General features: G+C 49.4%; 14 protein-coding genes. 12 read left to right on the forward strand and 2 right to left on the reverse strand.

The window, feature by feature from the left end; genetic code table 11:
• The first annotated feature begins 78 nt into the window (after positions 1–78).
• Both ACMHKJ_RS09545 and ACMHKJ_RS09550 read left to right on the forward strand, forming a co-directional pair.
• Positions 79–291 carry a YbfA family protein gene (locus ACMHKJ_RS09545; protein WP_067370256.1) on the forward strand — a complete coding sequence of 71 codons (213 nt, stop codon included), beginning with the start codon at positions 79–81 and terminating at the stop codon, positions 289–291.
• Positions 292–423: 132 nt separating this feature from the next.
• Complete coding sequence (locus ACMHKJ_RS09550) at positions 424–1,167, forward strand: type 2 GTP cyclohydrolase I (RefSeq protein ID WP_413493429.1); 744 nt, start codon at positions 424–426, stop codon at positions 1,165–1,167.
• Positions 1,168–1,233: 66 nt separating this feature from the next.
• On the opposite strand, the gene ACMHKJ_RS09555 is transcribed toward ACMHKJ_RS09550, so the two are convergent.
• Entirely contained in the window at positions 1,234–2,379 is a 1,146-nt protein-coding gene (locus ACMHKJ_RS09555) for a multidrug effflux MFS transporter (protein ID WP_413493431.1), read from the reverse strand.
• Between the two features lie 105 nt (positions 2,380–2,484).
• Between ACMHKJ_RS09555 and ACMHKJ_RS09560 the strand changes: the two genes are divergently transcribed.
• The gene (locus ACMHKJ_RS09560; RefSeq protein WP_413493434.1) at positions 2,485–3,249 is read left to right on the forward strand and encodes an AraC family transcriptional regulator; all 765 of its coding nucleotides are present in this window, start codon (positions 2,485–2,487) and stop codon (positions 3,247–3,249) included.
• Between the two features lie 78 nt (positions 3,250–3,327).
• Here the strand turns inward: ACMHKJ_RS09560 and ACMHKJ_RS09565 are convergent, their stop codons facing one another.
• Entirely contained in the window at positions 3,328–4,614 is a 1,287-nt protein-coding gene (locus ACMHKJ_RS09565; RefSeq protein ID WP_413493436.1) for a citrate synthase, read from the reverse strand.
• Positions 4,615–5,326: 712 nt separating this feature from the next.
• Here ACMHKJ_RS09565 and sdhC point away from each other — a divergent pair.
• From sdhC to cydA, 9 genes are all read left to right on the forward strand, one after another.
• On the forward strand, positions 5,327–5,716 hold the full coding sequence (gene sdhC / locus ACMHKJ_RS09570; RefSeq protein ID WP_413493574.1) for a succinate dehydrogenase cytochrome b556 subunit: 390 nt from the start codon (positions 5,327–5,329) through the stop codon (positions 5,714–5,716).
• Positions 5,710–6,069 (forward strand): succinate dehydrogenase membrane anchor subunit, encoded by a 360-nt coding sequence (gene sdhD / locus ACMHKJ_RS09575; protein WP_067370269.1) that lies wholly within the window; start codon positions 5,710–5,712, stop codon positions 6,067–6,069. The genes sdhC and sdhD overlap by 7 nt, the downstream gene beginning before the upstream one ends.
• Entirely contained in the window at positions 6,070–7,836 is a 1,767-nt protein-coding gene (gene sdhA / locus ACMHKJ_RS09580; protein WP_413493439.1) for a succinate dehydrogenase flavoprotein subunit, read from the forward strand.
• 34 nt (positions 7,837–7,870) lie between these two features.
• Entirely contained in the window at positions 7,871–8,587 is a 717-nt protein-coding gene (locus ACMHKJ_RS09585; protein WP_413493440.1) for a succinate dehydrogenase iron-sulfur subunit, read from the forward strand.
• A gap of 571 nt (positions 8,588–9,158) precedes the next feature.
• Positions 9,159–11,981, forward strand: a complete 2,823-nt coding sequence (gene sucA / locus ACMHKJ_RS09590; RefSeq protein ID WP_413493442.1) for a 2-oxoglutarate dehydrogenase E1 component — start codon at positions 9,159–9,161, stop codon at positions 11,979–11,981.
• Positions 11,978–13,189, forward strand: coding sequence for a 2-oxoglutarate dehydrogenase complex dihydrolipoyllysine-residue succinyltransferase (gene odhB, locus ACMHKJ_RS09595; protein ID WP_413493444.1), 1,212 nt, complete (start codon positions 11,978–11,980; stop codon positions 13,187–13,189). Before sucA ends, odhB begins: the two co-directional genes overlap by 4 nt.
• A gap of 167 nt (positions 13,190–13,356) precedes the next feature.
• Positions 13,357–14,523 (forward strand): ADP-forming succinate--CoA ligase subunit beta, encoded by a 1,167-nt coding sequence (sucC, locus tag ACMHKJ_RS09600; protein WP_413493446.1) that lies wholly within the window; start codon positions 13,357–13,359, stop codon positions 14,521–14,523.
• Positions 14,523–15,395 carry a succinate--CoA ligase subunit alpha gene (gene sucD / locus ACMHKJ_RS09605; RefSeq protein WP_413493448.1) on the forward strand — a complete coding sequence of 291 codons (873 nt, stop codon included), beginning with the start codon at positions 14,523–14,525 and terminating at the stop codon, positions 15,393–15,395. The genes sucC and sucD overlap by 1 nt, the downstream gene beginning before the upstream one ends.
• 879 nt (positions 15,396–16,274) lie before the next feature.
• A complete protein-coding gene (gene cydA, locus ACMHKJ_RS09610; RefSeq protein ID WP_413493449.1) occupies positions 16,275–17,837 on the forward strand; it encodes a cytochrome ubiquinol oxidase subunit I in 1,563 nt (520 codons plus the stop codon).
• Positions 17,838–17,845 lie beyond the last annotated feature (8 nt).

The raw sequence follows: 17,845 nt of genomic DNA on the forward strand, positions 1-17,845 counted from the left end.
AGCAAACAGGTTATTATAAGAGCTGATCATATTCAGGATTAGCGCATTTCGCGATAATCCGCAAAAAGGGGAGTCTCAATGTCAACATATCAAACATATCCGTTGCATAAGGTTCTCTTGCGCCGTACCGGTGTAGTCACTTTAGGTATCCTGGCGTTCCCGTTTATGCTGTTTTACCGGGATCGCGCCCGCTTCTGGAGTTATCTGTATCGTGTGTGGTCCAAGACGAGCAATAAGCCTGTCTGGCTGGCCCGTTCAGAAATGACCCTGAACAGCGGACAACAGCACTGATACCGGCAGGTTAACCGGCGGCAGTAAAGAGGCGCCCGGCGATATTATCGCGGGGCGTTTTTTTATCTGTAAATTGCTATTATTTTCTGTGGCAGGTATGGTAAACCTATTCTTCAGGGCAGGATAAAAAGCATGAACCATCTTGAATTAGAACAGATTATTAATGAAAAACTCGCGGTACATGAGTATCAGGATTATGCCCCGAACGGGTTACAGGTTGAAGGGCGGAAAACGGTAAAACGAATTGTTACCGGTGTGACTGCATGCCAGGCACTGCTGGATGAAGCGGTCAGGCTGAATGCTGATACTGTTTTGGTGCATCACGGCTATTTCTGGAAAAATGAACCCGTTGCTATCCGTGGTATGAAGCAGCGCCGGATCAAAACACTGCTGTGCAATGACATCAATTTATACGGTTACCACCTGCCGCTGGACGGGCATCCGGTGCTCGGTAATAACGCGCAACTGGCCTCTCTGATGGGGGTAACGGTAACGGGACAGTTGGATCAATTAGTTCCCTGCGGTAAATTTGCCGTACCTGTGACCGGAGAAGCGCTGGCACAGCGGTTACAGCAGGGGTTAGGTCGTGACATTTTGCATTGCGGGGATAATGCCCCGGCACAGATTAAAACACTGGCATGGTGTACCGGCGGCGGTCAGAGCTTTATTCAGATGGCGGCCGATGCGGGTGTAGACGGTTTTGTGACAGGTGAAGTCTCAGAACAGACTATTCACATTGCCCGTGAAATGGGGCTGCATTTCTTTGCCGCAGGACATCATGCCACCGAACGCGGTGGCATCCGTGTGCTGGGTGAGTGGCTGAAAAATGAAAAAGGGCTGGATGTGATATTTGTGGATATTCCGAATCCGGCGTAACTATTCAGTCAACAATATTCAGCAAGTAATATTAAGCCGATCAGATGATCGGCTTAATATTGCGTATTACTTAGCCTGCGTTACCTGAGCAGCCTTGTGTGGCGCAAAAAGCAGTGTCCCGGCAGCACAAAGAAATAACGTCCATCCGAGGTGCTGGATGAACCCGGAAAGTGCCAGACCTGCACCAATCAGCAGATAATACATCAGCCCCAGCAATGCGCCTGCGGTGCCTGCACGATCCCGGTAATCCTGTAATACATTTGCCAGGATATTCGGGACAGCAATCCCGTAAGCGGTAACGATACCCGTCACAGGCAGAACAAACAGGATAGTATTTTGCAGCGACCAGACTCCGGCTGCACTGATAATACCAATGACTGACGCCAGGCGGATCAGCGAATGACTGTGCCATCCGCGCTTGAGCAATATCCGGTTAGTGGCAGAACCGACAGCCACTCCTGTCGCCATGAGTAATCCGCTGTAGCCGAATTCCTGTTGTGTGAACCCCAGTTTGCTGAAACAGAACGGGGCTAACTGATAATAGCTGAACAGACTGATATTCAGGAAAGCGATTAATAACACATTGCGCAGAATAAACCGGTCCCTGAGCATCCGGACAGCCGTTTCCGGCAGCGAAATCTGCGCAATATAAGTCGGGCGGGTTTCCGGTAATGCAGCGACTGTCCATATCAGCAGGATGACAGCCAGTACCGCCAGCCCGGAAAATACCCCCTGATAACCCGCAAAGCCGGTGAGTACCGCACCGCTGAACATTCCCAGCGCCGGGCTGATGGCCAGTGCAATTCCCATAACGGAAAATACGCTGGCCAGTTCATCACCCCGGTAACTATCGCGCATAATGGTTTGTGTGCCGACAGAACCGACCGCTGCCCCGAATGCGGACAGCATCCTCAGTATCAGCAATATACTGAATTCTTGTGTGAAGACAGTGCCGGCAGAGGCTGCCGCATACAGCAGCAGCCCGCTCAGCATGGTACGCCTGCGTCCGGCAATATCACATAAACGTCCCCAGGTGACCACGCCGGCGGCAAAGGCAAAGAAATACAGCGACAATGTTTGTCCCGCCTGCGCCGCGCTGATGCTGAAGCCCTGTGCAATATCCGTCAGTGCCGGGCTGTAAATTGTTTCCGCTATCTGCGGGAACATCATCAGCGCAACCATTAAGGCTAATGCTGGTTTTTGTATTGTCATTTTGGTTTCCTTTTGTTGTCACTGAAATGAACGACGCAGAGATTAGCAAAAGAATGAGTGTCTTATTATAATAATAAGGACAGTTTGTTTATCAAAAGGGACAATATGGCGTGGCTGAAACAACATGACCCGTTTAATGCCGATTCGCATACGGCACCGCTTGTCGGGATCGCGGCTGAAATGGCGGCACAGCATGACTCCGGTTTTCATCAGCATCAGCGGGGACAATTTCTGTTTACGGAGCGGGGCGCTATCCGGATCACGCTGACGGATACGTTGTCTGTACTGCCGCCGACGCGAATTGCATGGATACCACCGGTAATGCCGCACCGGGTGCAGATGTTTGAAGCTGTGGGCTACCGATCCCTCTATCCGGATGCACAGCTCAGCGCACAGTTACCGGCGACCTGTGAAATTATGGATATTTCGCCGTTGTTGCGGGAAATTTTGTTTTTGTTTGCACAACTCGCGTTTGACAGTGACTGGACGCAGCCGCGTTTACTTCATTTACTTGCTGTATTTTTTGATGAACTGGCACTTGCCGGACGGGAACCGATGAGGCTGCCATTACCAACTGATCGGCGGCTGAGCGGGCTGGATACACACACATTACCGCCGCTGCTGAATGAACTGGCAGGTCACTGTGGTGCGGGTGAAAAAACTATTACGCGGATTTTCCGGCGCGAAACCGGGCTTAGTTATCAGCAGTGGCGTCAGCAGTGGAGATTGATTAAATCTGTTGAACTGTTGGCTAAAAAGTACCGTTACAGCTACATAGCTCAGGAGCTGGGCTTTACCAGTGACAGTGCGTTTGTGTCATTCTTCAGGGGAATGACAGGGAAAACGCCCGGGGATTATATGGGTAAATGAATAAAAACAAGATAATTATGAATAAAAAACCCTCCTGAGAGGGTTTTATTACCGGGTATTTTTGTCTTGTTACTATTATTAACGGTTGTTAACTTTAGTCTCAAACGGGCGCTCAGTGTAGCCGGTATAGAGCTGACGCGGACGGGCGATCTTGATACCGTCGTCGTGCATTTCGCTCCAGTGGGCTATCCAGCCGATGGTGCGTCCGATAGCAAAAATCACCGTAAACATATTTGACGGAATACCCAGTGCTTTCAGAATGATACCTGAATAGAAATCCACATTAGGGTAGAGTTTTTTCTCAATAAAGTACGGGTCGTTCAGCGCAATACGCTCAAGCTCCATAGCCACTTCCAGCAGGCTGTCATTCAGCCCCAGCTCGTTGAGGACTTCATGGCAGGTTTCGCGCATTACTTTGGCACGCGGGTCATGATTTTTATACACGCGGTGACCAAAGCCCATCAGGCGGAAAGAGTCATTTTTATCTTTCGCACGCTCAATAAAGGCAGGAATGTGCTCCACTGTCTGGATCTCTTCCAGCATACGCAGGCAGGCTTCGTTTGCTCCGCCGTGTGCAGGTCCCCAAAGGGATGCGATACCGGCAGCGATACAGGCAAACGGGTTGGCACCGGAAGAACCGGCTGTCCGTACCGTTGATGTGGATGCATTTTGTTCATGATCCGCGTGCAGAATAAGAATTCTGTCCATCGCGCGTTCCAGCACCGGATTGACCACATACTCTTCACAAGGTGTGGCAAACATCATGCGCAGGAAATTACCGGCATAGGAGAGATTATTCTTAGGATAAACAAACGGCTGACCGGTTGAATATTTATAGCACATTGCGGCAACAGTCGGCATTTTGGAGAGCAGGCGGTAAGCGGCAATTTCGCGGTGACGCGGGTTGTTCACATCCAGAGAGTCATGATAAAACGCCGCCAGCGCCCCGGTAACACCACACAGAACGGCCATCGGATGAGAGTCACGGCGGAACCCGTTGAATAAGCGGGTGATTTGCTCATGGATCATGGTGTGACGTTTTACCGTCTCTTTAAATACTTCATACTCTTTCTGGTCAGGTGCTTCGCCATACAGCAGGATATAGCACACTTCCAGGTAATCAGATTTCATCGCCAGCTCTTCAATCGGGAAGCCGCGGTGTAACAGGATACCTTCATCACCATCTATATATGTAATTTTTGATTCACATGACGCGGTGGAGGTGAAGCCGGGATCAAAGGTATAGTAACCCTGGTTACCCAGCGCCCTGACATCGATCACAGACTGACCGAGAGTAGGAGTCAGGACATCGAGATCAGTTACCTTGATACCGTTAATTGTCAGCTCCGCCTTTATATTAGACATGTAGGTCTCCTTAGCGCATTTATTATTTGTTTTATACCCTTATTCATTCAAACCGCAGGTTCGTTGGTTACGGCTCAGCCCGCCGGGTCACATACTTGTGTATGCTCCCCGGCGGTCGGAGCTTGCCGCCTGCCTGCATCCTGAATGACGTCGGGCATACAATCATTTCGATAATTACAGCAGCCTCTGTCCTGAGGATACCGTACCTGGTGTTACGTTATCCGGCACGGCGCACTGTTAGTTATCAGATTGTTAATTAAGTATTGTGCTGCGATAAAAATAATGTTGTGTGACAAGATGCCGGGTTATTTTTGCAGATAACACTTTTGCATAAGTTTGCACTTACGGGAAGTCTTTCTTGCCGGTAACCGTCGTTTTAATATTCACATTTAACCACAAGATGTAAGTCTATTGTTGTCAAAATGTCACAAGTAATAAGAATGGACGTTTTTATTGTGTGAACCGTGATCTTATTCACTGTTCTGGCTAAATCTGACCAAACATTTTGTATGGGAATTGTAATCATATTGTGAAGCCAATATACTGCCCCAAGGTCTCCGGAATACCCCGAAGCAGGAGCACCCAGCGTAACTGAATGATTACTTTTGTAAAACATTACGGATGTGTATTTTACTTAAGTGTTTTTCGTACTTTCCCAGCGCTGTCTGATTTCCGCCCCGGTCCGGAGGAAGGAAAAATAATAAAAAGCTGTGTGGGCAAAATTGTGAAAAAACAACGACCTGTCAATTTAGACTTGCAGACGATCCATTTTCCGATTACTGCAATCGCTTCAATCTTACATCGTGCCTCCGGCGTCATCACTTTCATTGCTGTAGCGATTCTGCTGTGGCTGTTAGGGCTGTCGCTGTCATCACCGGAAGGTTTCAGAGAAGCTGCTTTTCTTATGAGTGGTTTTTTCGCGAAGTTTATCCTCTGGGGCATTCTCACCGCACTGGCTTACCACATCTGTGGGGGCATTCGTCACATGTTAATGGATTTTGGTTTTGTTGATGAAACACTGGCTGCCGGTATTTCATCTGCGAAGATTTCCATGGTTCTGGCTGTGATTTTAGCTGTGTTGGCGGGGGTTCTGGTATGGTGACAAATTCAAAAAACAGTGCAACCACACTGGGTCGCAGCGGTATTCAGGATTGGTTAATTCTGCGTGCCAGCGCCATTGTGATTACGCTTTATGTATTCTACATCATCGGTTTTGTCGCGTTTACGTCTGATATTACTTATGACGTCTGGCGTGGCTTCTTTGCCTCTTCATTCACTCAGGTTTTCACTACCCTGACACTGATCGCCATTCTTGCCCATGCGTGGGTCGGATTATGGCAGGTACTGACGGATTACGTTAAGTGCGTGAGCCTGCGTTTAATATTGCAATTCATTGTTATTATTGCACTATTATCCTATGTCATTTACGGTTCAATCATTGTGTGGGGTGTATAAATGAGCTTACCTGTCAGAGAGTTTGATGCCGTTGTTATCGGCGCAGGCGGCGCAGGCATGCGCGCAGCCCTCCAGATTTCGCAGTCCGGTCTGTCTTGTGCCTTGTTATCCAAAGTCTTCCCGACCCGCTCCCATACGGTATCTGCCCAGGGCGGTATCACCGTTGCGCTGGGAAATACCCATCCCGATAACTGGGAATGGCACATGTATGACACAGTAAAAGGGTCGGATTATATCGGCGACCAGGACGCTATCGAATACATGTGTAAAACCGGACCGGAAGCGGTTCTGGAACTTGAGCATATGGGCTTGCCATTCTCCCGTCTGGATGACGGCACGATTTATCAGCGTCCGTTCGGCGGACAATCCCGTGATTTCGGCGGTGAACAGGCGGCGCGTACTGCGGCTGCCGCTGACCGTACCGGCCATGCACTTCTGCACACGCTTTATCAGCAGAACCTGAAAAATCACACCACTATTTTTTCCGAATGGTATGCCCTTGATCTGGTGAAAAACCAGGATGGCGCCATTATGGGCACGACCGCTATCTGTATCGAAACCGGCGAAGTTGTTTATTTTAAAGCGAAAGCAACGATTCTGGCGACCGGCGGTGCAGGGCGTATTTATCAGTCCACAACCAACGCCCATATCAATACCGGTGATGGTGTCGGCATGGCAGTCCGTGCCGGGGTACCGTTGCAGGATATGGAAATGTGGCAGTTCCACCCGACCGGGATTGCCGGTGCCGGGGTGTTGGTCACAGAAGGGTGCCGTGGTGAGGGCGGGTATCTGCTCAATAAAGATGGCGAACGCTTTATGGAGCGCTATGCGCCGAATGCCAAAGACCTTGCCGGGCGTGATGTGGTAGCCCGTTCTATTATGATCGAAATCCGTGAAGGCCGCGGTTGTGATGGTCCGTGGGGTCCGCACGCCAAACTGAAACTCGACCACCTGGGTAAAGATGTCCTGGAATCCCGCCTGCCGGGTATTCTCGAACTGTCACGGACATTTGCGCATGTTGATCCGGTGAAAGAGCCTATCCCGGTCATTCCTACCTGTCACTATATGATGGGCGGTATTCCGACCAAGGTTACCGGTCAGGTACTGACAGTCAATGAACAGGGTGAGGATGTGCTGGTTCCGGGCCTGTTTGCTGTCGGTGAAATTGCCTGTGTTTCTGTTCACGGTGCAAACCGCCTCGGCGGAAACTCACTGCTTGATCTTGTGGTGTTTGGTCGTTCTGCCGGTCTGCATCTGAAAGAGTCTATTCTGGAGCAGGGTGCTATGCGCGATGCCGCGGAATCAGATGTGGAGGAAGCGCTGATCCGCATGAACCGCTGGAACAATACCCGTTCTGGTGAAGATCCGGTTGAGATCCGCAAAGCACTGCAAGCTTGTATGCAGAATAATTTCTCGGTATTCCGTGAAGGGGATGCTATGGCGAAAGGGCTGGAAGAGCTGAAAACCATCAAAGAGCGTCTGCAATATGCGCGTCTGGATGATACTTCCTCTGAATTCAATACTCAGCGTATTGAGTGCCTGGAGCTGGATAACCTGATGGAAACTGCCTATTCCACAGCGGTGGCCGCAAACTTCCGTACTGAAAGTCGTGGCGCGCACAGCCGTTTTGACTATCCGGATCGCGATGATGCGAACTGGCTGTGTCATTCCCTGTATCTGCCGCAATCCGAAACCATGACACGCCGTGCGGTGAATATGCAACCTAAGTTGCGTGATCCGTTCCCGCCGAAAATTCGGACTTACTGATGTGTGGTGATAAGGCAATTGCGGAGAGAATACTATGAATGTTGAATTTTCAGTTTATCGCTATAACCCGGATGTTGATAACGCACCTCACATGCAGAATTATCAGTTGGATGTGGAAGAAGGCCGCGACATGATGGTGCTGGATGCGTTAATCCAGTTGAAAGAGCAGGACCCGACTTTGTCATTCCGCCGTTCCTGCCGTGAAGGCGTGTGTGGTTCGGACGGGATCAACATGAACGGCAAAAACGGTCTGGCTTGTATCACGCCGCTGTCGGTACTGATGAAAGGCGGCAAAAAGGTGGTGATCCGCCCGCTGCCGGGTCTGCCGGTTGTGCGCGACCTTGTCGTAGATATGGGGCAGTTTTATGCACAATATGAAAAAATTCGCCCGTATCTTATCAATGACAGCAAAAACCCGCCTGCGCGTGAGCACATACAGTCACCGGTACAGCGTGAAAAGCTGGATGGTCTGTATGAATGCATTCTGTGTGCCTGCTGCTCAACATCCTGCCCGTCGTTCTGGTGGAATCCGGATAAATTTGTCGGCCCCGCCGGTTTGTTAGCCGCATACCGTTTTCTGATCGACAGCCGTGATACTGAGACAGAATCCCGTCTCGATGATATCAGTGATGCTTTCAGTGTTTTCCGCTGTCACGGCATTATGAACTGCGTCAGTGTTTGTCCGAAAGGGCTGAATCCGACAAAAGCAATCGGGCATATTAAATCAATGTTACTTAAACGCAGTGCATAATTTTATTCTGTCTATACCCAACGTCATTCAGGATGCAGGCAGGCGGCAAGCTCCGACCGTCGGGGAATGTGACCCGGCGGGCTTCGCGCCGCCAACGAACCTGCAGTTTGAATGGATAAGGGTATAATTGGTTGATAATAATAAGATGTCTGCTGTCAGGCATCTTTTACCAACGTGTAACAATAGGTATAATCTATCGCAGTAAGTGTTAGATGCGGGAAGAAATGTAGCTAATTGTGATTAAGATGTGAGTTTTTTGATTCAAATGTAAGTATGGTGATAGACATCACAGGGATTTTCAGCAACGGTCAGCCGTTGCTAAAGGTTCCTCAGGGATACTCAGAACAGAAGATGCACAAGCACGGCCCGGGAATCCATTACGCACCGCACTATATCGCGGTATTAGTTATCACGGCGAAAACTATACCCAACGTCATTCTGGTTGCACGACGGCGGCAGACGAGACAATCCGCAGAACATATTTTGGTATGTTTTCCGGACATGCAGCGCGGCCGGTTCATTGCAGTCCGGAAGATAAAGGGGATAAAGCTCTAAGCTTAAAGGGATCACAATGCAGAACGGCGTACTGAAGGACTGGCTGGATTCCAGCTTTCTTGCTGGAGAAAACCAGGCTTACATAGAAGATATCTATGAAGACTATCTGAAAGATCCGTCCTCCGTCGATGAAAGTTGGCGGGTAATTTTCGATTCACTGCCGAAAGCGGATGTTACAGAACAACCTCACTCGCAAACCCGCGACTATTTCCGTCGTCTGGCGAAAGATTCAACCCGCTATCATACCTCCGTCAGCGATCCGGCGATGGATTCCAAGCAAGTTAAAGTTCTCCAGCTTATTAACGCATTCCGTTTCCGTGGTCATCAGAATGCGGATCTTGATCCGCTCGGTCTGTGGAAACAGGAGCCGGTTCCGGATCTGGATCCTGCATTTCATAATCTGACCAAAGCTGATTTTGACGAAACCTTTAATATCGGTTCATTCGCTGTTGGTCGTGAGACCATGAAACTGAGTGAGCTGTACGACGAATTAAAACGTATTTATTGCGGCGCTGTCGGCGTCGAATACATGCATATCACGAATACCGAAGAGAAACGCTGGCTCCAGCAGCGCCTGGAATCCGTGGTTGTCAGTAAGCAGTTCAGTGCGGATGAAAAACGGCGTTTCCTGGCAGATTTGACTGCCGCGGAAGGGATGGAGCGTTATCTCGGGGCTAAATTCCCGGGGGCAAAACGTTTCTCTCTGGAAGGGGGCGATTCCCTCATTCCGATGCTCAAAGATCTTATCCGCCATGCCGGTAAACAGGATACCCGTGAAGTGGTTCTGGGAATGGCGCACCGTGGTCGTCTGAACGTGCTGATTAACCTGTTCGGTAAAAAACCGGCAGACCTGTTTGATGAATTTGCCGGCAAGCACAAAGACCATCTGGGCACCGGTGACGTGAAATATCATCAGGGTTTCTCTTCTGATTTCGCCACAGAAGGCGCACAGGTTCATCTGGCGCTGGCATTTAACCCGTCTCACCTTGAAATTGTCAGCCCGGTGGTTATCGGTTCTGTCCGTGCCCGCCGTGATCGCCTGCCGCAAAGCCTGAGCAAGATGGTATTGCCTATCACCATTCACGGTGACTCTGCGGTGACCGGTCAGGGGATTGTTCAGGAAACCCTGAATATGTCACAGGCACGGGGATATGAAGTCGGCGGGACAGTTCGTATTGTTATCAATAACCAGATTGGTTTCACTACCTCGAACCCGAAAGATACCCGTTCCACTGAATACTGTACTGATGTAATGAAAATGGTGCAGTCGCCGATTTTCCATGTGAACGCGGATGACCCGGAATCAGTGGCATTTGTTACCCGCCTGGCGCTGGATTTCCGTAACACCTTTAACCGCGATGTCATGATTGATCTGGTCTGTTACCGCCGTCACGGGCACAACGAAGCGGATGAGCCGAGTGCAACCCAGCCGATGATGTACCAGAAAATTAAACAGCACCCGACGCCGCGTAAGATCTATGGCGACAGACTGATTGAAGAAGGCATTGTGACCGCCGGTGATGTGACTGAAATGGTCAATATGTACCGTGATGCTATGGATCGCGGAGACTGTGTAGTGGAAGAGTGGCGTGAAATCGGCAAAGCGTCTCTGACGTGGGAGCCGTACCTCAATCATGACTGGAATGACGATTACGCCAATAAAGTTGAACTGAAACGTTTGCAGGATCTGGCCCGCCGTATCAGTACCGTGCCGGAAGAAGTACAGATGCACCCGCGTGTTGAGAAAATTTACACTGACCGTGCAGACATGGCGGAAGGTAAAAAATTATTTGACTGGGGCGGCGCTGAAACTCTCGCGTATGCCACATTGGCGGATGAAGGTGTGCCTGTCCGTCTGTCCGGTGAAGATGCCGGGCGCGGAACTTTCTTCCATCGTCATGCCGTTATCCACAATCAGGCCAACGGCTCTTGTTATGTGCCGTTAATGAATGTTCATAATGCTCAGGGACGCTTTAATGTCTGGGACTCGGTTCTGTCTGAAGAAGCGGTTCTGGCCTTTGAATATGGCTACGCAACAACAGATCCGCGTGGTCTGACTATCTGGGAAGCTCAGTTCGGTGATTTTGCCAACGTGGCCCAGGTTGTTATTGACCAGTTCATCAGCTCCGGCGAACAGAAATGGGGCAGAATGTGCGGGCTGGTGATGTTACTGCCGCACGGCTACGAAGGTCAGGGACCGGAGCACTCCAGTGCCCGCCTGGAACGCTATCTGCAACTTTGTGCTGAGCAGAATATGCAGGTGTGCATTCCGTCAACACCGGCGCAGGTTTATCACATGCTCCGCCGTCAGGCACTGCGCGGTATGCGCCGTCCGCTGATTGTCATGTCACCGAAATCACTGTTACGTCATCCGCTGGCCGTTTCTTCTCTGGAAGAGTTAGCTGAAGGTCGTTTCGAAGCGGTTATTAATGAAGTCGATAAGCTTAATCCTGCGGATGTTAAGCGTGTGGTGCTGTGCTCCGGTAAAGTGTATTACGATTTATTAGAGCAGCGCCGCAAAAATAATCAGACAGATGTTGCCCTGATCCGTATCGAGCAGCTCTATCCGTTCCCGCATGATGATATTCATGACATTCTCGCGCCGTTTGCGCATGTGAAGGATTTCATCTGGTGCCAGGAAGAGCCGCTGAATCAGGGCGCCTGGTACTGCTGCCAGCACAATTTCCGTGAGGCGGTCCCGGCAGGTGCAGCACTGCGCTACGCGGGTCGTCCGGCCTCGGCATCTCCGGCTGTGGGCTATACGTCTGTTCACCAGCAACAACAACAAGAGCTGGTGAATGATGCACTGAACGTTGAATCAACTAAGGATAAGAAATGAGTAGCATAGAAATTCTGGTTCCCGAGCTCCCCGAGTCTGTCGCCGATGCCACTGTTGCAACGTGGCACAAAAAACCGGGTGACCGTGTTGAACGTGATGAAGTGCTGGTGGAAATTGAAACAGACAAAGTGGTGCTGGAAGTGCCTGCCTCTGACGCTGGTATTCTGGAAGCGGTGCTGGAAGAAGAAGGTGCGACAGTGCTGTCTAAACAGTTACTGGGGCGTATCCGTCTGGGCGACAGCACCGGCTTACCGGCTGAAGTAAAAGAAAAAGTACAGTCCACACCGGCGCAGCGTCAGAACGCCGGGCTGGATGAAGAATCAAATGATGCACTAAGCCCGGCTGTCCGCCGTCTGATTGCAGAGCATGGTATGAATGCCGCAGATATTGCCGGCAGTGGTGTCGGCGGTCGTCTGACCCGCGAAGATGTGGAAAAACATCTGGCACAACAGCCGAAAGGCGTTGATAGCGCGGCTGTTGAGTCTGTTTCTCCGGCGGCATTGTCACACCGCAGTGAAAAACGCGTGCCGATGACGCGTCTGCGCAAGCGTGTGGCGGAGCGTCTGCTGGAAGCGAAAAACAGCACTGCGATGCTGACTACCTTTAACGAACTCAGCATGAAGCCGGTGATGGATCTGCGAAAACAGTATGGCGAATCGTTTGAAAAACGCCATGGTGTGCGCCTGGGCTTTATGTCGTTCTATGTGAAAGCTGTGGTTGAAGCGCTGAAACGTTATCCGGAAGTGAACGCGTCTATTGATGGCACTGATGTTGTGTATCACAACTATTTCGATATCAGTATTGCCGTCTCCACACCGCGTGGGCTGGTTACACCGGTATTACGTGATGCTGATGCGCTGAGCATGGCTGAGATTGAAAAACGCATCAAAGAACTGGCTGTTAAAGGTCAGAACGGCAAGCTGACAGTGGAAGATCTGACCGGCGGTAACTTTACTATCACCAATGGTGGTGTATTTGGTTCACTGATGTCAACGCCGATCATCAACCCGCCGCAGAGTGCGATTTTGGGTATGCATGCAATTAAAGATCGCCCTATGGCCGTCGATGGTCAGGTGGTTATCCTGCCGATGATGTATCTGGCTCTTTCTTATGACCATCGCCTGGTTGACGGGCGTGAATCAGTCGGGTTCCTCGTGACTATTAAAGAGATGTTAGAAGACCCGACCCGTTTGCTGCTTGACGTGTAGTGTTCTTTAGTTTTGAGCTTTAACTCATCCGGGCGGCATCGCGCTAAAACCCGCCCGGCTGAACTCGCATTAGTGAATCTGTGTCCCTGCGCCGGGAAACCGGTGCTATCCAGGCAACAACAATAAGAGAGTCCGCTCTCATCAGACAAAATAATGGATAGAACATCATGAATTTACACGAGTATCAGGCAAAACAACTTTTCATGCGGTATGGATTACCTGCACCGGCAGGCTATGCCTGCTCCACACCCCGTGAAGCAGAAGAAGCAGCATCAAAAATCGGTGGCGGTCCGTGGGTCGTCAAATGTCAGGTTCATGCAGGTGGCCGCGGTAAAGCGGGCGGCGTGAAACTGGTGAAAACCAAAGAAGAAATTCGTGCATTTGCCGAACAGTGGTTAGGCAAGCGCCTTGTGACCTATCAGACAGATGCGCTGGGTCAGCCGGTTCATCAGATACTGGTGGAAAGTGCGACAGATATCGCCAAAGAGCTCTATCTGGGCGCCGTTGTTGATCGCAGCTCGCGTCGTGTGGTCTTTATGGCGTCAACTGAAGGCGGCGTTGAGATTGAAACGGTGGCTCACGAAACACCGGAGCTTATCCATAAAGCAGTGATTGACCCGCTGACCGGTCCTATGCCGTATCAGGGGCGTGAGCTGGCATTTAAACTGGGTTTAACCGGAAAATTAGTTAACCAGTTTACTAACGTTTTTATGGGTCTGGCGACCCTGTTCCTGGAGCGCGATCTTGCGATGGCGGAGATAAATCCGCTGGTTATTACCTCAGAAGATCAGCTTATCTGCCTTGACGGTAAATTAGGCGTTGACGGCAACGCGCTGTACCGCCAGCCGGAGCTGCGCGAAATGCATGATCCGTCTCAGGAAGATGCCCGTGAAGCACAGGCCGCGCAGTGGGAACTGAACTATGTCGCGCTGGACGGTAATATTGGTTGTATGGTGAACGGCGCCGGGCTGGCGATGGGCACCATGGATATTGTTAAACTGCACGGCGGTGAGCCGGCTAACTTCCTGGATGTCGGCGGCGGCGCGACCAAAGAGCGCGTCACTGAAGCTTTTAAAATCATTTTGTCCGATGAAAATGTTAAAGCGGTATTTGTTAATATTTTCGGCGGAATTGTCCGCTGTGACCTGATTGCAGACGGTATTATCGGCGCGGTTGAAGACGTTGGCGTCAATGTGCCGGTTGTTGTGCGTCTTGAAGGTAATAATGCGGAGCTTGGTGCTGAAAAACTGGCGAAAAGTGGCCTGAATATTATTGCGGCAACCAGCCTGACGGATGCTGCGGAACGTGTTGTTGCAGCAGTGGGAGCGAAATAATGTCTATTTTAATCGATAAAAATACCAAGGTTATCTGTCAGGGATTCACAGGCAGCCAGGGGACTTTCCACTCTGAACAGGCGATTGCCTACGGCACCAAAATGGTCGGTGGTGTGACACCGGGTAAAGGCGGTTCCACTCATTTAGGGCTGCCGGTCTTTAATACTGTACGTGAAGCGGTAGAGAGCACAGGTGCGACTGCATCGGTTATTTATGTCCCTGCACCATTTTGCAAAGATTCTATTCTGGAAGCTATTGATGCAGGTATTAAGCTGATTATCACTATTACCGAAGGTATCCCGACCCTGGATATGCTGACGGTAAAAGTGAAGCTGGATGAAGCAGGTGTCCGGATGATCGGTCCGAACTGTCCGGGTGTTATTACCCCGGGACAGTGCAAAATCGGGATTATGCCGGGTCATATCCATCTGCCGGGCAAAGTGGGCATTGTGTCCCGTTCCGGTACGCTGACGTATGAAGCGGTGAAACAGACGACGGATGCCGGTCTGGGGCAGTCTACCTGCGTGGGGATCGGTGGCGACCCGATTCCGGGATCTAACTTTATTGATATTCTGCGCATGTTCCAGAATGATCCGCAGACAGAAGCGATTGTGATGATCGGTGAAATCGGCGGCAGTGCGGAAGAAGAAGCGGCTGCTTTTATTAAAGAGAGCGTCACAAAGCCGGTTGTAGCATATATTGCGGGTGTGACTGCACCTAAAGGTAAACGAATGGGTCACGCCGGAGCGATTATTGCCGGCGGGAAGGGAACCGCAGATGAAAAATTTGCTGCCCTTGAAGCCGCAGGCGTAAAAACAGTCCGCAGCCTGGCTGATATTGGTGAGGCAGTGAAAGCTATCCTCAGCAAGTAATTATGTATCTGACTATCTGTTATATCTAACGTCATTCAGGTTGCAGCCATGAAGCTGCAGTTTGAATGAATAAGGGTATATATCGCAACCTGAGCCGTGAAATATAGGCTTAGGTTGTTTTTTGATCTGACCCCGATAAGAGGAATCGGTACATTTTTACTCTTTTTACGACACATCTTAATACCCTCCGGTTGTTCTTGTTACATTCAGTCATTTTCTCAATTGTCTCAGAACCTCGGTTGTGTCGTTTACAACACAAACAGTCTCAGGTATAAAAGGGCGTTTTTTATCATATTGATTTATACTTGTTTTTCCCGCCCAAAATGAGCGGATTTGTATCTTAATACAAAAGAGCAATAACAGTTTTAGCGATAATTTATTTATTATTGAATTACCCCGGTAATGGAATTAACCAGGAATATTAATGAAAATAAAACGTTAATTAAAGGTGCATTTATTATTGTTATTTTTCAGTTTGGTTATATTTTCGCGAACATTGCATTAACAATAAACTAACGCAGACGATATATATGCGATATTGATTAACACTGACCTGGAAAATTGACATAAATCAATCTATTGCGCTGGCATTATTTTGGAAGTTTGATTAAATTGGGTCAGATCAAAGTAACCGAAAATGGCTACCATGTGCATTATTTGATATAACATCAGAATTCCAATCTGAATCACGTAAAAGCGGTTTATTGTGTGCAAATATAAGCGTACTATTATTAGGGTGTTTATTTAGGTGTTTTTTTTGTTACTAATTTGTTATTGCATTTAGAGGCATTTATTGCTGGTAGTTATGTTGCTTTCTTTCTTCAGGAAAGCTTGGGTTGCCGCATGTCGGTGTCTTCCTGCTAGGAGCAAGGAGTCAAGATGTTTGATATTGTCGAACTGTCGAGATTACAGTTTGCCTTAACAGCGATGTATCACTTTTTATTTGTACCGCTAACATTAGGTATGTCCTTTGTGTTAGCGATCATGGAAACTGTGTACGTCCTGTCCGGTAAGCAAATCTATAAAGATATGACAAAGTTCTGGGGTAAGTTATTTGGTATTAACTTTGCCCTGGGTGTTGCTACAGGTCTGACTATGGAGTTCCAGTTCGGGACTAACTGGTCATACTACTCTCACTATGTTGGTGATATCTTCGGTGCGCCTCTGGCAATCGAAGGTCTGATGGCATTCTTCCTCGAATCCACATTTGTTGGTCTGTTCTTCTTCGGCTGGGATCGCCTCAGCAAGAAGCAGCATCTGATGGTAACCTGGTTCGTTGCTATTGGTTCTAACTTCTCTGCACTGTGGATTCTGGTTGCAAACGGCTGGATGCAAAATCCGATTGCAGCTGATTTCAACTTTGAAACCATGCGTATGGAAATGTTAAGTTTCTCTGAGCTGGTTCTCAACCCGGTTGCACAGGTTAAATTTGTGCATACCGTTGCTGCAGGTTACTGTACAGGTGCTGTTTTCGTCCTGGCTATCAGTGCATGGTATCTGCTGAAAGGCCGTGATATTGCATTCGCAAAACGCTCTTTCGCCATTGCGGCAAGTTTTGGTATCGCTGCGGTGTTATCCGTTATTGTACTGGGTGATGAATCTGGTTATGAAATGGGTGACGTGCAGAAAACCAAGCTGGCTGCGATTGAAGGCGAATGGCATACTCAGCCGCCTCCGGCTTCATTCAATGTGATCGCATTCCCGAATCAGGATAAAATGGAGAACAGTTTCTCTATTGAAATCCCGTATATGCTGGGGATCATCTCGACGCGTTCTATTGATACACCGGTTATTGGTCTGCGCGACCTGATGGTGCAGCATGAAGTCCGTATCCGTAACGGTATGACGGCTTATGATCTGTTACAGCAATTGCGTCAGGGTAATACTGATGCTGCGGTACGTGATGCATTTAATCAGAGCAAAAAAGACCTCGGTTATGGTTTACTGCTCAAACGCTATACTGATGATGTAGGTAATGCATCAGAAGAACAAATCAAACAGGCAGCAAAAGACTCTATTCCGCGCGTTGCACCTCTGTTCTGGGCATTCCGTATCATGGTTGCCGCTGGTGGTCTGATGCTGATCGTTCTGGGTCTGGCGTTCCTGAGTGTTCTGCGTAACCGTGTTGGTAAATCAAAATGGTTGCTGCGTGCATCACTGCTGAGCCTTCCGTTACCATGGATTGGTGTTGAAGCAGGCTGGTTCGTTGCTGAATATGGCCGTCAGCCATGGGCTGTGGGTGAAGTATTACCAACAGCATATGCAACGTCGAATCTGGCAGCCGGAGACATTCTGTTCTCTATGGCGCTGATCTGCGGTCTGTACACATTATTCCTGATTGCTGAAATGTTCCTGATGTTCAAGTTTGCACGTCTTGGTCCAAGCAGCTTAAAAACCGGCCGTTATCACTTTGAAACGTCACCGGCACAAGACGCTAAGTAAACAGGAGC

The sequence above is a fragment of the Morganella psychrotolerans genome, from assembly GCF_965118875.1.
In the GTDB taxonomy this organism is placed as follows: domain Bacteria; phylum Pseudomonadota; class Gammaproteobacteria; order Enterobacterales; family Enterobacteriaceae; genus Morganella; species Morganella psychrotolerans_C.

Coding starts and splice junctions, on each gene's coding strand:
- ACMHKJ_RS09545 (WP_067370256.1), top strand. CDS start 79: ATGTCAACATATCAAACATATCCGTTGCATAAGGTTCTCTTGCGCCGT.
- ACMHKJ_RS09550 (WP_413493429.1), top strand. CDS start 424: ATGAACCATCTTGAATTAGAACAGATTATTAATGAAAAACTCGCGGTA.
- ACMHKJ_RS09555 (WP_413493431.1), bottom strand. CDS start 2,379: ATGACAATACAAAAACCAGCATTAGCCTTAATGGTTGCGCTGATGATG.
- ACMHKJ_RS09560 (WP_413493434.1), top strand. CDS start 2,485: ATGGCGTGGCTGAAACAACATGACCCGTTTAATGCCGATTCGCATACG.
- ACMHKJ_RS09565 (WP_413493436.1), bottom strand. CDS start 4,614: ATGTCTAATATAAAGGCGGAGCTGACAATTAACGGTATCAAGGTAACT.
- sdhD (WP_067370269.1), top strand. CDS start 5,710: ATGGTGACAAATTCAAAAAACAGTGCAACCACACTGGGTCGCAGCGGT.
- sdhA (WP_413493439.1), top strand. CDS start 6,070: ATGAGCTTACCTGTCAGAGAGTTTGATGCCGTTGTTATCGGCGCAGGC.
- ACMHKJ_RS09585 (WP_413493440.1), top strand. CDS start 7,871: ATGAATGTTGAATTTTCAGTTTATCGCTATAACCCGGATGTTGATAAC.
- sucA (WP_413493442.1), top strand. CDS start 9,159: ATGCAGAACGGCGTACTGAAGGACTGGCTGGATTCCAGCTTTCTTGCT.
- odhB (WP_413493444.1), top strand. CDS start 11,978: ATGAGTAGCATAGAAATTCTGGTTCCCGAGCTCCCCGAGTCTGTCGCC.
- sucC (WP_413493446.1), top strand. CDS start 13,357: ATGAATTTACACGAGTATCAGGCAAAACAACTTTTCATGCGGTATGGA.
- sucD (WP_413493448.1), top strand. CDS start 14,523: ATGTCTATTTTAATCGATAAAAATACCAAGGTTATCTGTCAGGGATTC.
- cydA (WP_413493449.1), top strand. CDS start 16,275: ATGTTTGATATTGTCGAACTGTCGAGATTACAGTTTGCCTTAACAGCG.